Origin of the sequence: Phreatobacter sp., from assembly GCF_051860605.1 — a bacterium.
GTDB lineage: Bacteria > Pseudomonadota > Alphaproteobacteria > Rhizobiales > Phreatobacteraceae > Phreatobacter.
In genome coordinates this window covers 202,461-216,651 of record NZ_JBHYDR010000001.1, presented here as the reverse complement: position 1 = coordinate 216,651, position 14,191 = coordinate 202,461, and the positions used below count along the sequence as shown (strand labels likewise).

General features: G+C 63.3%; 10 protein-coding genes and 1 pseudogene. 9 read left to right on the top strand and 2 right to left on the bottom strand.

The genetic code is table 11. The features are described 5' to 3' along the window. Positions 1 to 48: 48 nt before the first annotated feature. Positions 49 to 1,230: an ABC transporter substrate-binding protein gene (locus tag ACTIFS_RS00935; RefSeq protein ID WP_439572153.1), complete on the bottom strand. Its 1,182-nt coding sequence runs from the start codon at positions 1,228 to 1,230 to the stop codon at positions 49 to 51. 155 nt (positions 1,231 to 1,385) lie between these two features. Between ACTIFS_RS00935 and ACTIFS_RS00930 the strand changes: the two genes are divergently transcribed. Continuing rightward, positions 1,386 to 2,021, top strand: a complete 636-nt coding sequence (locus ACTIFS_RS00930; RefSeq protein WP_439572152.1) for a TetR/AcrR family transcriptional regulator — start codon at positions 1,386 to 1,388, stop codon at positions 2,019 to 2,021. A 20-nt stretch (positions 2,022 to 2,041) separates the two neighbouring features. Here the strand turns inward: ACTIFS_RS00930 and ACTIFS_RS00925 are convergent. Next, positions 2,042 to 2,183, bottom strand: a pseudogene (locus tag ACTIFS_RS00925) (IS3 family transposase); the annotation flags it as partial. Between the two features lie 696 nt (positions 2,184 to 2,879). Between ACTIFS_RS00925 and ACTIFS_RS00920 the strand changes: the two are divergent. Genes ACTIFS_RS00920 through ACTIFS_RS00885 form a run of 8 tightly spaced genes read left to right on the top strand, consistent with a single transcriptional unit; the run spans position 2,880 to position 14,012 of the window. Beyond that, a complete protein-coding gene (locus ACTIFS_RS00920) occupies positions 2,880 to 5,228 on the top strand; it encodes a polysaccharide deacetylase family protein (RefSeq protein WP_439572151.1) in 2,349 nt (782 codons plus the stop codon). Next, the gene (locus ACTIFS_RS00915) at positions 5,225 to 6,640 is read left to right on the top strand and encodes a tetratricopeptide repeat protein (protein WP_439572150.1); all 1,416 of its coding nucleotides are present in this window, start codon (positions 5,225 to 5,227) and stop codon (positions 6,638 to 6,640) included. Before ACTIFS_RS00920 ends, ACTIFS_RS00915 begins: the two co-directional genes overlap by 4 nt. After that, positions 6,637 to 7,713 carry a hypothetical protein gene (locus ACTIFS_RS00910; RefSeq protein WP_439572149.1) on the top strand — a complete coding sequence of 359 codons (1,077 nt, stop codon included), beginning with the start codon at positions 6,637 to 6,639 and terminating at the stop codon, positions 7,711 to 7,713. The genes ACTIFS_RS00915 and ACTIFS_RS00910 overlap by 4 nt, the downstream gene beginning before the upstream one ends. Continuing rightward, positions 7,710 to 8,648 carry a hypothetical protein gene (locus tag ACTIFS_RS00905; protein WP_439572148.1) on the top strand — a complete coding sequence of 313 codons (939 nt, stop codon included), beginning with the start codon at positions 7,710 to 7,712 and terminating at the stop codon, positions 8,646 to 8,648. The genes ACTIFS_RS00910 and ACTIFS_RS00905 overlap by 4 nt, the downstream gene beginning before the upstream one ends. Further along, positions 8,639 to 10,192 (top strand): GT4 family glycosyltransferase PelF, encoded by a 1,554-nt coding sequence (gene pelF / locus ACTIFS_RS00900; RefSeq protein ID WP_439572147.1) that lies wholly within the window; start codon positions 8,639 to 8,641, stop codon positions 10,190 to 10,192. Before ACTIFS_RS00905 ends, pelF begins: the two co-directional genes overlap by 10 nt. Then, a complete protein-coding gene (pelG, locus tag ACTIFS_RS00895; RefSeq protein ID WP_439572146.1) occupies positions 10,193 to 11,734 on the top strand; it encodes an exopolysaccharide Pel transporter PelG in 1,542 nt (513 codons plus the stop codon). It begins immediately after the preceding gene. After that, complete coding sequence (locus ACTIFS_RS00890) at positions 11,731 to 13,080, top strand: polysaccharide biosynthesis/export family protein (RefSeq protein WP_439572145.1); 1,350 nt, start codon at positions 11,731 to 11,733, stop codon at positions 13,078 to 13,080. Before pelG ends, ACTIFS_RS00890 begins: the two co-directional genes overlap by 4 nt. Further along, entirely contained in the window at positions 13,077 to 14,012 is a 936-nt protein-coding gene (locus ACTIFS_RS00885; protein ID WP_439572144.1) for an endo alpha-1,4 polygalactosaminidase, read from the top strand. Before ACTIFS_RS00890 ends, ACTIFS_RS00885 begins: the two co-directional genes overlap by 4 nt. Positions 14,013 to 14,191 lie beyond the last annotated feature (179 nt).

Below are 14,191 nucleotides of genomic sequence, written 5' to 3'. Positions count from 1 at the left end.
TTGGAACGAGGGGTGAGAGGCGGGCCAGCACCGCCCGCCTCCCGTTGATCAGCAGGCCTCGAAGAGATTGGCCGCGTCGAAGGTGTTGGTGATCTTCATGGTGAGGGGCGGCAGGGGAGCCTGGCCTTCCACGACCTCGCCCCAAAGTCCGACCTGCGCGGCCTGATGATCACAGGTGCGCATCACCTTGCGGCCCTCGACGGAGTTCTCGCGGGTGCTTGTGCGGAAGGCTTCGACCCACTTCTCTCGGTCCCAGCTCTTGGTGGCATCGACCACGTCCAGCCACCAGCTCATGCCGTCATAGGCCTCGCCAGCGAAGCTCGACGGCCACTCGTTGTACTTGGCGCGATAGGCCTCGACGAATTTCTTGTTCGCAGCATTGTCGACGCTGAAGTGATAGCGCACGCCGGAGAACACGCCGACGGAGGCCGGGCCCACCGCGGCTGCCAGCGTCTCGTCCTGAAGCACGGGGCCGAACTGGGCCTTGGTCTTGCCGAGGCCGACCTGTCCGGACTGCTTGAGGAAGGTGACCGCGTCATTGCCGGTGATCATGACGGCGATACCGTCGGCGTCGGACCTGGCCATCTTGTCGACGATGACGGAGAAGTCGCGGTTGCCGAGGGGCGCATAGTCGTTGCCGACGATGCCAATGCCGACCTTCTTCGCCTCGGCCTGAAAGAGTTCCCAGCCGTCACGTGTTGCCTGATAGTCGGCGGTGACGCCGTAGATCTTCTTCAGGCCGCGGGTCTTTGCGAACTCCACACACATCCGGATTTCCATGCCGAGCGTGTTTGACGTCCGGAACGTGTAGCGCGAGCCACCGACGCGGGTGATCTTGTCGTCTGCGGAGATGGTAACCAGAAGTGGCACCTTGCGCTGGTCCGCCAGGCTCTGGAGGGCGAGCGTGGAGGCGGAGCCGACCGCGCCGAAGATCATATGGGCCCCGTTCGCCAGAAGGCGCGTGGCCTTCTGCACGGCAGGCTGCGGGCGCGTCTCGTCATCCTCCCACGAAATGCGGATCGGCTTGCCCAGAACCCGGCCCTGGCGTTCGGCCACGGCAATCTCGACGCCCTGACGCATGTCCTTGCCGATGATCCCATAGGCTCCGGAGAAGGCGAGGACCGCTGCGATGTGGAAATCCGCTGGTTCCTGCGCGAGCGCCGGCGTGGCTGGCAAACCGGCTGCCAGGGCGGCGGCGGCACTGCTCTTCATGAAAAGACGACGATGCATCGGTTCCTCCCGCAGCTCACGGCTGCCGCTCAGTCCTATGTCTACTTGCCGGTAGGTTAAATCTTACGAGAAGGTAGAGTGTCAATCCGCCGGTTGGACGATGGCCCAAGGCGAGGTAGACGAGACCGACAATTCGCCACGGAAGAGGGCAGACGATGAGCGGTTCGAGTAAGAAGCGAGCCACGGCGTCAAACTGGAGAGATGCCAGCCTTCGGCAGGATCTGCACGATGCAAAGCGGCGCTTGATCCTGACCCAGGCTGCACGAATGTTTGCGGATGATGGCTTTCACCAAACGACAATCGAAAAAATTGCGTCCGCTCTCAATGTAACGAAGCCGACAATATACTATTACATCGAAAGCAAAGAAGATATACTTTACAAGATTCTGCAATTGGCGTTGGATGAGCTGGATACAGCCCTAGCTCAAAATGAGAGCATAAGAACTTATGCAATTGATAGACTTGAGAAATTCTTTCATGTTTACGGCGAGATTATCCTGTCTGACTTCGGGTTTTGCATGGCGCTGGTCACAGATCGCTCCCTCAATGTCGATCATCGAAAAAAACTCAGGAGTCTGAAGAAGGAGTTCGAACTGCGAGTTCGGTCGATCGTGGCGGACGGTCTTCGCGACGGGTCCATCCACGTCAGCAATCCACGGCTGTTCTCCAATGCGTTATTCGGCGCCTACAACTGGATGCCACAATGGTTCTCCAGGTCCGGCTCTATGACGGCCGAGGACGCCGGCCGTGAGATTTTCAAGCTTTTCCGCCAGGCCGCGACTAGCGCGTGAGGCTGAACCGCCGCATTTTTCTAGACAAGCTCGGCTCGCGCTTTGTGCTGCCGTTCGAGCTCGACAGCATCCCATTCCGTGCTTGCTTGCGGGCCGGATTGTAAAACATCTCGATGTAGTCGAATACGTCGCCCTTGACTCGTCGCGCGTGCGGAAGGGCTTTCCGAAGCGCTCGGACCGCACGACGGCGACAACGAGATGGCCGAAGGCGAAGAGTGAGAAGGCCATGCCGGGCCTCACACGCGCTCGGCGGCTGTCACTGAGGCGGCTGCCACGAGGCAGCCGGTGAGGAAGAGGAGGTCGCCGCCATGCGAAGGGGTCCCGGTTAACCATCGACCGGGGGGCCAGGCGACGCACGCGTGAAGGCGCGAAGCGGAAAGCGGCAGTGTCGGGTAACGGGAGCGTAAAGGCGGAGAAGCGGCGCTATCGCTGTGAAGGCTCACCCGGCGAGCTCGACAGCGAGATGGACTCTCGACAGGCACCGGTGTTATTTTTTGGTTAAGTATTTGGGTAAGATGCGTCGCGGTGTAGATGCAGCGAAGGGGCCTCGCTGCATCGGAGGTTCGTAAAGTGGCCAAGCGTTTCGATAGAGATTTTTCCAGAGAATCCGGGGTAGGCCGGCTCTATTCACAATCTTCCGCTAGAGAAAGTGGCAGGAATGATGCTGTCAGCCTGAATTTTGGCGAGACAATGCTGGCTGCTGTGCTGTGGGGGGTGCGGCTTTCCGCCCCAGATGCCATCGGGCGGCTGGGTGGTTCGCTCTGGCCTGGCCGCGACGATACTGTCCTCCTTGATCGAAAGCCCTGCCTGCACGCACCCCGCCGACGTCCTCCTCTCCCGTCATGAGAGGCTTGTAGCATGTTGCGTATCATAGTCTCGGCGGTGGTTGCCCTGCTCGTTCCGCTGCTGCTGACCGGACTGTCGAGGGCCGACCCGACAGCCGTCAAGCGCGATATTGTCGTTGTCTATGACAGCGCCAACGATGCGACGCCGACGGATACCCAGGTTCATCTCAGGGCCGAGTTTCCGCTGAACCATCTCGGCTATCGCCTTGTCTACAGGGACTTGAGTCAGGGGCTCCCCGATGAGGCCACCCTGTCGTCCGCTGTTGCGGTCCTTTCCTGGTTCCACGCCGATGTTCAGGGCTTCGGCGCTTATCTCTCCTGGTTGGACCGTGTTTCGGCCTCGGGCGTGAAGGTCATCATTCTGGGATCTGTGGGGGGGCCGCTTACCTCCGGTGCGGCACAGGTTGCCAACCGGATCTTCGGGCGAATGGGTATCAGGCTGACCGGGGACGTTGTTACAATCGTGAGCGACGCCAGGATCGCTGCCCTCGATCCGGAGTTGATGGAGTTCGAGCGCAAGGTCGATCCCGTCGTCAATCCGCATGTTCTGGTCGAGCGCTCAGGTCCGGGGGCTCGTGTCGGGCTGGAATACGAACTTCGCTTCGAGGGACGGGAGCGAAGGTCCGTCGTCGCAGCGACCGGGCCGGGGGGTGGCTATGTCGCTCACGGCTTCATTGTCCACGGCGACGCCGTGACTGGGGATACGCGCTGGATTCTCAATCCCTTCGCGTTCTTCGAAGCGGTGCTGGGAAGGCCATCGTTTCCCGTTCCGGATACGACCACTGTCTCGGGTCGCAGGCTCTATTTCAGCCACGTGGACGGCGATGGCTGGAACAATGGTGTTCATCTGGAAGCCTATCGCCCCCGGAGGGCGATCAATCCAGGCGCTCCAGGCGCGCCTCGGACAGTGTCTCCCCCCCAATCGGGTGGCGACGGCAGCTCCGGTGCGATGGCAAATGGCCGGGCGGCCGCGGAGCAAGTCACGGCATCGCAACTGATGCTGCAGGAGCTCATCGAACCTTATCCCGATCTGCCTATGTCCGTTGGTCTGGTTGCAGAAGACATCGACGAGGAACTTGGAGGGGGCCTCAGGGCCATTGCGACCGCGCGTCGGATCTTCGCACTTCCTCAGGTGGAAGTTGCGAGCCACACCTGTACCCATCCCTTTCTCTGGGAATTCTTCGAAAACTACAACCGGGACCAAGAATACCAGCTCATTACCCAGCAGGACAGGGGAAATCGGGATCTTGCAAGCCGCCTGATGGAAGCGATCGGGGTTGCGAACGCTTCAGATCGCCGACGGCGACGCTATCTGGCGGGTGGCAATCATGCCCCTCGCGCCTTCCTGCGCGATCCCTTTTCCATCGGCCGGGAGGTCACGCACGCCCTGCGGGTGACCCAGGATCTGGCTCCGCCAGGCAAGAGCATCGCACTTTACCTATGGAGCGGGAACACCCGACCCTTTGAACGGATCGTTCGGGCTACCAGGCAGGCGGGGGTTCGCAACATCAATGGCGGCGACACGCGGTTCGACACCCAGTACCCCTCGATTGCCTATGTCTCGCCGATCTCGAGGTCGGTCGGAGGGGAGCGGCAGATCTATGCCGTGAACTCCAACGAGAACACCTATACCAATCTCTGGACCTCGCATTTTCATGGCTTTCGCCAGCTTCGCGAGACGCTGGAGAGGACCGAACTGCCACGGCGCCTCAAGGGCGTTAACGTCTACTATCACACCTATTCTGCCGAAAGACGGGCCTCTCTCGAGGCCGTTCGATACCATCTCGACTGGGCGCGGTCAGCGAGGCTTGCCCCGATCAAGGCCTCGCACTATGCCGCGATCGCTGATGGCTTCTTTTCTGCGAAGATCCTGCAGACCGGCCCACAGAGCTGGTCCATCGGAGATCGCGATGGGCTGCAGACCTTGCGCTTCGACCAGGCGGCGGACCTCGTGCCGGACATTGCCAGGAGCACCGGGGTGCTTGGCTCCAATAGCCATGCGGGGTCGCTCTACATCGCGCTCGATGCCGGCGTCGACACCGCCTCTCTGGTTCTGACGAGCCGGTCGAGCCTCGGTTTGCCGACTTTCGCGGCCGCCTCCCTGCGCGAAAGCCGCTGGCAGCTCAGCCAGTTGCGACGGGAGGCCTGTGCGCTCAGGTTCACCGCGGAGGGCTACGGGAAGGGCGAGTTCGTTTTCGACCGGCTACCGGCGGGCGCCGTCAATGTCGTCGCCAGCCGCAAGGGTGAAGTCCTGCATTCCGAGCGGGTCCAGGTCGAACCAGATGGCACGCTCACCTTCTCCATCGCGGCGACCGGCTTTGAACCGCTGGATGTCGAGATCCGTTGCGGAGGTCGCGAATGAAGCGACCTCTCACCCTCGCTGTCCTATCGCTGGCCATCGTTGCCGGTCTTGCGGCAGTGGCGCTGCGGCCGGGCGAGATCGAGCAGATTTCCATGCTCGAGAGGGATGGCGAGATCGAGGCAGCTGCCCGGCTTGCCAATCGCCTCTATGACGGTGGTGACCGCAGGAGCGCCCTCCTGGCTCGAGTCTTTGAGCTCAATCATACGCTCGGAAACCCGCAGCTGGCCGACGAGGCTTTGCGGGCCTATCTCAGGGGAACGCCGGACAGTCCCCAAACCCTGAGGAAGGCAGCTGATTTCTTTCAGTTGCAGCAGGACCTTGAGGGCACGCTGTCAGCTCTGGAATCCTGGGTGAAGATTTCTCCTTCGTTCAGTGGGGTCGAAAGGCTTGCCCGGCTCTATCGCCTGCACGGGCGTTTCACGCAGGAAGAACAACTCCTGCTGAAGCAGCGTCATCTCCTTGATGCGGATTTCATGACGCGGCTCGGTGGCCTTCTTGCCCAGAAGGGCGACAGCGCCGGGGCCCTGAATGTTCTGCGCGTGGCTGACGAGCGCTTCCCTGGCGCCCATAGGCAGTATGGGGGCCTGCTCTTCGACCTTCTGGTGAGCGGGAACGCACTGGACGAAGCGCTCCGGCGCTCGGTTGGGTGGGCCCGGCAGGATAGCGACCACCAGCACCGAATGAGCATGATCCTGCGCTTCGTCGAGGTTGGCGCAAAGGATCATGCTCTCGAGCTTGCGGGCGTACCCGCCGCAGGCGAAGCGCCATCAGGGGACTTGCCACGAACGGCCGCGATCTGGCTCCTGCTGGATCGAGGCTACATCGATTGGGCCGGGGCACTCGTTGAGCGACTGGACGACACACGCTACGGCCGCGCCGGGTGGAGCGCCGCGTCCGGATACATTGCGATGGCGGTCGCAACGGGCGGCCTTGGCAAAGTCCTGACACAGACCGACCGCCTGCTGCACACATCGAGCGATCAGGCACGCAGGATCGGCCTCAGCCTCGCCGGCATTCTGTTCGACAGATGGGGATCGGCCGGGCTTGGGCCCTTGCGGGGGCGCCTCGGCTCGGAACTGCCGCTGCGTGACCCGCTCTTCGCAGCCAAGCTGGCCGCGGCCGAGAAGCGGCCTCAACTCGCGGCGTTCTACCTGTCGGCGGTCGAGCTTTCGGAAGACAACGAACTCCTGTCCCGCGATTGGTTCGCACTGGCCTCGGAACACTTCCGCCCGACCGATCTCGCGAGGGAAATGATCCAGAGGCGCGAGGCGGGCGTTCTGCCGTCGGTCCTGATCGGTGAACTTCAGGACAGCGTCCGCAAGTCCGGACTGTTCATGCCTCGCTTCGATCCGTTCGCGGCGCAACGTTCCACATCGGAGGAGGGAGAGCGCTCCCGGGGGGCCGGGCGATGACGGACCACAATCTCCACGCGCCGTCCCGTTCGGAAGGAATGCTTGCCGGTGTGCGCAGGCGACTTCTCTCGCCGTGGAGGACTGCTCGCGACGGGGCTGGCTGGCGCTCGTGGACCGTTGAGGTCGCGATTCTGATCGCGGTCGTCCTGGTGCTCGCAATTGCGCTGAGACCACGTATCGAACTGTTGCAAGCCTCGCCTCACCCCTTCTGGATCCCGGTTGTGGCCATATCGCTGGTTCACGGCACCTTGCCCGGAATGATCACGGCGTTGATTGCGGGCATTTGCGCCTCGGTCCTTGGGCCCGGCCCGGCGACGACCGAGGAGGACTTCTACGACCTGATGTTCCGCACATTCAAGGAGCCCGTTCTCTGGCTCTTCTCGGCGATGCTTTTGGGTGCTTTCCGCGATCGCATCGAAGAGGAGCGCCAGAAGCTGGCGCGTGAGCGCGAACGGGCACAGGACGATCTGGCCATGGCGGTCGAACATGCCGCCGCCCTTCGCAGCCGGATCGCGGAACTGGAGCGCTCGATCGTTCTGGCCCGTCTCGACGATCGGGCAAAGCCCGCCCCCAGGGGCATCGCTGCCTCAGTCGACAAGACGGCAGACGATGAAGGCTCGCGGGTCGAGGAGCGGGGGGGCGAAAGCCCTGCCCGCAAAAACGGGCCGGAGCCCCGCGTCAGGGTCCGCAGTGCTGCCGGCGATGTCCTTCAGTTCGAGAATTTCCGCCGGCCGTCACGCTGGGCCTGGGCATCGTTGTGGGAGGCAACCAGTCGCGGGTGGGAACTGAAGGCTCGGCAGGGCGGAACGGACCTGCCTGACGCCGGGCGGCTCCTGCATCGCTTTGACCGGCAGCCCCGCCTGTTTGATAGCCGGCATCCTGACGACAGACATGTGATGCCGGAAGGAGCCCGGCTGGCGATGCCGATCAGGACAGGACCAGAGCCACCATCGCGCCTGATCATCCTGGGGGGTGATGACATCAGGGACGATGAACGACTGGAAGACCTGCTTCACGGCGCTCTCCAGCTTGCCGATCAACTCAGCCGTCAGGCAGAGGGAGAAGGCCGATGATGTCTGGCCAGCATCGTTCCGGGCGCCAGAGCCGCCTCGCCCAATGGCTGAATGCCGCCGATCGCATCGCCTTCCTCGTCCTGGTCGGCGGATGTGTCGTCGCCGGCCAGTTGGTCGTCCTTGCGGAGCTCGCGGCAGGAGGATTGCCCTTCCTCGCCGCTCTGGTCTGCCATCTCGGCCTCGCCGCAGCTTGCGGGCTCGCGATCAGGCTGAGGTTCCGCGAAGAACGGCTCGCAGTCCTTGTCGCCTTGTGGGCCGCCCTTCTCGGGCCGATCGGAGCCGTTGCCGCGATCATCGTGCTCGGCTTCAGGCGGCCTGGCCAGAAGCTGCACGCCGCTGATTCCGACTGGCTCGACCGCCTCAACGGAGTGCCGGAACCGGAAACGGGTCTTCTGGTCGCCTTGAATGAGGGGCGTGCCTTTGATCCGGCTCCGGTCCGGCTTGATGCCTTCAAGGAGGTGATGTCCCTTGGATCTGTCAGCGAGAAGCAGACGATCCTGGGGTTGATTGCCCAGCGCTACGAACCGGCGCTCTTCACCCTGCTGATGGATGGGCTTCGGAGCCCCCAGGTTGCGGTGCGCGCATCAGCGGCAGCCGTCCTCGCGCGTCTGAGGCAAGAGCTGCAAGCTGAACTGAAAGAGGCGGAAGACCTTGCCCGCAGCGACGATCACCATGCTGTCGCCAGGGCGGCGTCGCTTTTCACGAAGGCAGCGTCAAGCCGGCTTCTGCCCGCTGACGATGCCGAGAAGGCGCTGCTGCGAGCTCAATCCCTGCGAAGGAAATCAATAGCCCTCGATGTGGTTCCGCTTGCCCTCCATCAGGGGAGAGGCGATCTGGACAGGGCCGCGAGCGGCGCTGCTGTCGGGGCACAGGAGCAACAGCAAGTCGAGGCCCATCCGGCCGCTTCGCCCAGACGATCGGAGCCGTGGTCGTGACGGAAGAAGGGATCGAAGCCTTCGACCGCAGCGATGGTCGCCCAAGCGACGTCTGTCTGATCGTTGAGGGCTGCTACCCTCATGTGGCTGGAGGCGTTTCGACCTGGGTCGACTGGCTGATCAGGGCACAGCCGGATCTCACATTCCGGGTTGTTTCGATTGTTGCCGACGGGGAACGACGCGAAGCGCGATTTCCGTTTCCGGACAACCTCATCGGGTTTCAGGAGGTCATTCTCGGGGGGGGCTTCCCTCGCAAGGGTCTGGCCAGGGGAATGCTGCCGTCCTGGATGATCCGCTCGCGTCTTGATCGAAACCGGTGTGACACGCTCGCAGCCAGTCTGGCCCGCTTCATCCTGACGGGAGAGCTCAAGGATCTCGAAGACGTCCACGCGATCGTTCGGGACGATCACATCACCCTGAACGATCTCCTCCATAGCCGGCACACTTTCGAAATTGTCGCCGCGACCTATCGGCGCCTCATGCCCTACGGAACCTTTGAGGACTTCTACTGGGCCTGGCACTCCCTGGTAGGGGGCCTGCTTTCCGTTCTGAAAGCCCCGCTTCCCTCCAGCCGGATCTTTCATGCCATCTCGACCGGCTATGCGGGACTGCTTCTGGCCCGTGCCAAGATCGAATTCGGTGCGAGGGCGATCGTCACCGAGCACGGCATCTACACCAATGAACGCCGGATCGAACTGCTGATGGCGGACTGGCTTGTCGATACGATCGACAACGGCTATCGGCTCGACCGCCCCCGGCTCGACCTGAGGGATCTGTGGATCCGGGCCTTCGAAAGCTATGCGCGGGCCTGCTACGAAGCCAGCGACAGGATCACCACGCTCTTCAGCGAGAACCAGCCGATGCAGCGCGAACTCGGCGCGGACCCGGACCGGTTGCAGGTGATCGCGAACGGCATTGATTTCGAACGTTTCGCGGCGATTGCCCCGGTGCCTCCCGAGGAGCCTCCGACCGTTGCCTTGATCGGCCGGGTCGTCCCCATCAAGGATGTGAAAACCTTCATCCGGGCCATCGAGCGGCTGCGCCGGCGCATTCCCGCGATCCGGGCCCATGTGGCAGGACCAATGGACGAGGATGAGGCCTACGCCCGCGATTGCCAGGCGCTCTGTCGGGACCTGAAGCTGGAGGACGCGCTTACGTTCACTGGCCGCATCGCGGTCACCGAGCTTCTGAGGAAGGTGCACGTCGTCGCCCTCACCAGCCTATCGGAGGCACAGCCGCTGACGGTTCTCGAGGCGGGTGCTGCTGCGCGACCCTGCGTGACCACCAATGTCGGAGCCTGTCGGGAAATGCTTGAGGGGGCCGAGGATGAGGACCCTGCCCTCGGCCCGGGCGGGATCGTCGCCGACATTCTCAACACCGAGCAGATCGCCGACGCGCTTGAGGCCCTGTTGAGGTGTCCGGAAACGCGCATGGCCTATGGCCTGGCCATGCAGCAGCGCGTGCAGCGCTACTACACAACTCCGCTGTCGAGGGGACGCTATCGCGCGCTCTACGACCTCAGCCATACCACCGCGGAGCCCTGAATGGCTGGCGTTGGCTTCGAACTGCGCAAACTCGCCCGCCGCCGAGGGATCCTTGGGCCTGTGGCCTCGCTTGGTCACGCAACGGTTGTGGCAGCCGGACCGTGGCTGTTGACCGTGGTGGCGCTCAGCCTCATCCAGTCGCGCGTCACCCTTGAGTCCGAATGGCGCAGCAGTTCGGTCCAGGCCCTCATCATTTACAGCTTCTGCCTGTCGCTGGTGGCAACAGCCCCGATCACGGTGGTCGCGGTGCGGGTCGCCTCCGACCATCTCTATCTCAAGCGGTTCTTTGCGCTGGTGCCCTTGTTCGTGGCCACGAGCCTCGCATGCGTTGCCTGCGGCCTTGTGCTTGCCCTCGTCATCTTTGCCGCGCTTGCAGGCATGCCCCCGCAGGAACTGGCCTTCGCAGCCCTCGCTTGCGCCATTCTCTCAGCCATGTGGCCGGCCATGGCCTTCTGCGCCATGGTTCGCCGGTATGGCGCCATCACCAGGGCCTTCATCCTCGGTCTTGCGACGTCGGTTGCCCTGACCACTGTTGCCGAGCGGCTCGGAACCAGTGCGGCCGTCGAGGCGCTTGCCTTCGCAGCCGGTCTGGGTCTGACCACCATTCTCCTGCAGGCAAACTTCCTCGGTGCCTTTTCCAATGTCCCGGAGGAGGCGGGCCCGCCGCGACAGGTCCAGCGGCAGGAGCCGCTACGCTACGGCATCATCGCGCTTGGCGCGTTGTTGAGCGCTCTTGCCCTGTGGGCCGACACCTGGGTGATGTGGCTAGGGCCCCTGCGCAGCGTCAGTGGGGAGGGGCTTGCCACGGCTCCGTTCTATGACAGCGTCATGTTCATGGCCCGCATTTCCATGGTGCCGGCGCTTGCCTTCCTCATCATCTGGGTCGAGACATCCGTTCTCGACCGCGTCCTGGCCTATATCGCGGCTATACGCGGGACCGGCACGCTGGACCGTATCCTCGAAGAGGCGAGCAGCCTGCAATCGACAGTTCGACAGATGCTCACGAACGTCCTGTTGGTCCAGTTGGTGGCCTCGTGCGCGCTCGCGCTGCTGGCGCACACGGTGATCGAGGCATCAGGGCTTCTCTTCCAGCAGGCCGGACTGCTGCGCAACGGGGCTATCGGCGCTCTCTTCCACCTGGTTTTCCTCGCGGCCACAACAATCCTGCTCTTCCTGGACCGCATGAACGCCTTTGCGGCCTTACAGGGGCTCTTCCTTCTGCTCAATGCCGGCCTGACCTATCTCGGCCTGCTGCTGGCGCCTGACACTGCCGGTCTTGGCTATCTCGTGGCCGCTGCCATCAGTGCGACCATCGCGGTCCTCGTCCTGGAAGCGACGCTCGAGAACATCACGGTCCTGACCTTCGAGCAGGCTCATCGGGCCGTCGTCGCAGGTTCAAGAGCCGGCCGATCCGATCGTGTACGACCTGCGACAGGCCTTGCGCGGCTTCTTGCCCGCAACCGGGACAATCCATCCTTCCCGCCAGCCAAGGCTGACGCTTCAGAGACCCTTTCACAATCCCCAAGGGGAGGACCGTCATGAGTATCAGAACGATCCCTTCCAGCCGCATCCGGCCGGTTGCACCAGTCCACCATTTGCTGGCCCTCGGCGTGGCAGGATGCCTCTGGCTCATCGCGCCTGCCCTTGCCCAGCAACCAGGCTCTGCCTCGCCGCCGGCCAGCCAGATCCAGGCAACAGGCTATGCTGTCGGAGACCGCTTGCGCGTCAGCGTCTTCGAGCAGCTTGAAGCTCCCATGGGAGCCGGCAACCAGCGCTCGCGCGACACGTTGCGCGCCTTCTATCAGCGCGTGGATCTCGGCGGCGAATATTCCGTTGAAGCAGATGGTGCTCTCAATCTTCCCCTGCTTGGCCGCATTCCGGTTGCCGGCCGCTCGGCTGCGGAAGTCCGGCAGGACATCGCAAATGCCCTCCAGAAGGAAACAGGCCGTCTTGGCGATGTGCATATCGCCATTCTCGAGCGCCAGCCGGTCTATGTGGTCGGCCATGTCCGGCAGCCCGGCTCGTTTCGTTTCGCGCCAGGCATGATTGCCATCCAGGCGATTGCCCTGGCAGGGGGAGCCGAGAGGACGATGGATCGGTCCCTGACACCGGTGGACGCGAGCCGAGAGCGCGAGCGTGCCGGGGTCGCCCGGTCCCGCCTTGCCAGCCTTCTCGCCCGGCGGTCCGTCTTGCAGTCGGCCCACAACAGGAGCACGCCAGAGATCCCGGAGGACCTCGTCGGTCTTGTCGGAGCTGGACGGGCCCGCGAACTGGTTGAGACCGAGACCGCGGCAAGGGAAAGGGCAGCCGAGGAGCGCACCGGGGAAATCCGTCGCCTTTCGGCCGTTCTGGCCGCCGCCCGCGAGGAACTCTCCAGCCTTCGCTCGGCTGCAGATCAGTCACGCCGACTTGCCGCCGCAAGGCAGGCCGAGATCGCTCGCGTCAGCGAACCTGATCCAAGACTCACCAATGCCGCTCTGCTGGCGAGCCTTCAGGCGGAGGCAGCGGATTTCACCCTGAAGAACCGCCAGTTCGCGATGGCGGCAAGCCAGGTCGAACAGCGAATTGCCGAAGCCACCGGAGAGTTGACGCGAGTCGAGCTCCAGTTCCGCTCGCAGCTCGCGCGCGATCTGGTCGTCGCCGAAGAGGATATCGCCAGTCTGCAGGAAGCCCTTGCGTCTGCCGGCATCATCGCCGACCAGATTCAGTCGCAGGCCGGGAGCCAGCCCGCCAATCAGCCGATCTATCAGATCGTGCGCCAGACATTGGGCCAGCCACAGACCCTGACGGCGCAGGCCACCACATTGCTTCAACCCGGCGATGTTGTTCAGGTCACGCTGCCGCCCCTGTTCAGAACGCAGCGCAGGACCAACGGAGCAAGGCCGTGAGCGGCTTTGCACAGTTGCGGCGGGCCGTCATCAAGCTGGGTCTTTCGGCGCCATGGCTGATCCTTTCGGCCAACAGCAAGTCGCAAGACCTGACGGACCGGGGCAGGGCCCGGCAGGCCTTGCACTCCATCCGCTCATGGGGCGTTCAGTACCAGCAGGTCGATGTGGCAAGGATCGCCGCTTCGCACCTCGATCTCGTTGTCCTTGATCCAAGTCTCAATGACTGGCACCGGCGGTTCATCTCGGCCGAAGAGATGGCCGCGTTGAAGCGCAAGCCCGACGGCACCAGACGCCTCGTCATCGGCTACCTGTGCATCGGCGAGACCGATGTGAAGCGATGGTATTGGCCTGCCCGATGGAACGCAGAGCCTCCGTCCTGGCTTGGGCCCGACAATGTCAACTGGCCGGGCTCCAAGGTGGTTCGCTACTGGGACCGGCGGTGGCAGGAACTCATCGTGACCGGTCCCGAGTCGATCCTGTCGCGGATTGTCGACATGGGCTTCGATGGTGCTCTGCTCGACCGTGTCGATGCCTATGGCGATTGGGAGAACCAGTACGCCTCTGCCCGCCGGGACATGATTGCCCTCGTCAAGCTCGTCGCAGATCGAGCGAGGCAGAGACACCCAGGCTTCCTGCTCATTCCACAGAATGCGGAGCATATCATCGAGAACCAGCTCTACCGATCGGTCATCGATGGTCTGAACAAGGAAAGTCTGCTCACCGGCCTTGGCGGCGAGAACGTTCCCAACCGCCAGATCGATATCGACTGGAGCCTGACGCGCCTCAGGCGGGCCCAGGCTGACGGCGTCAAGATGCTCGCAACGGAGTACCTGTCCGATCCGGTCCTGCGGGCGACAACCGAGGCGCAGTTGACCAGTTGGGGGATCCTGCCCTTCTACGGTGTCCGCGCCCTCGACCGGCTACCTTGGTGAGGGATCCTCCTCTGCCATCGCGGATCCGGGATTGACCCGTGGTTCAACGCCGGAGCGCGGTTACGGCTCGATTTTCGACCAAGCCATTCAAGCGACGAGGTGATCGTCTCCCGCAAGGGGATACAACCGGCGCCCACCGCGACCCCTCTACCAGCGGAAAGCCAAATTCGCGGTGGCGC

Coding starts and splice junctions, on each gene's coding strand:
- ACTIFS_RS00935 (WP_439572153.1), bottom strand. CDS start 1,230: ATGCATCGTCGTCTTTTCATGAAGAGCAGTGCCGCCGCCGCCCTGGCA.
- ACTIFS_RS00930 (WP_439572152.1), top strand. CDS start 1,386: ATGAGCGGTTCGAGTAAGAAGCGAGCCACGGCGTCAAACTGGAGAGAT.
- ACTIFS_RS00920 (WP_439572151.1), top strand. CDS start 2,880: ATGTTGCGTATCATAGTCTCGGCGGTGGTTGCCCTGCTCGTTCCGCTG.
- ACTIFS_RS00915 (WP_439572150.1), top strand. CDS start 5,225: ATGAAGCGACCTCTCACCCTCGCTGTCCTATCGCTGGCCATCGTTGCC.
- ACTIFS_RS00910 (WP_439572149.1), top strand. CDS start 6,637: ATGACGGACCACAATCTCCACGCGCCGTCCCGTTCGGAAGGAATGCTT.
- ACTIFS_RS00905 (WP_439572148.1), top strand. CDS start 7,710: ATGATGTCTGGCCAGCATCGTTCCGGGCGCCAGAGCCGCCTCGCCCAA.
- pelG (WP_439572146.1), top strand. CDS start 10,193: ATGGCTGGCGTTGGCTTCGAACTGCGCAAACTCGCCCGCCGCCGAGGG.
- ACTIFS_RS00890 (WP_439572145.1), top strand. CDS start 11,731: ATGAGTATCAGAACGATCCCTTCCAGCCGCATCCGGCCGGTTGCACCA.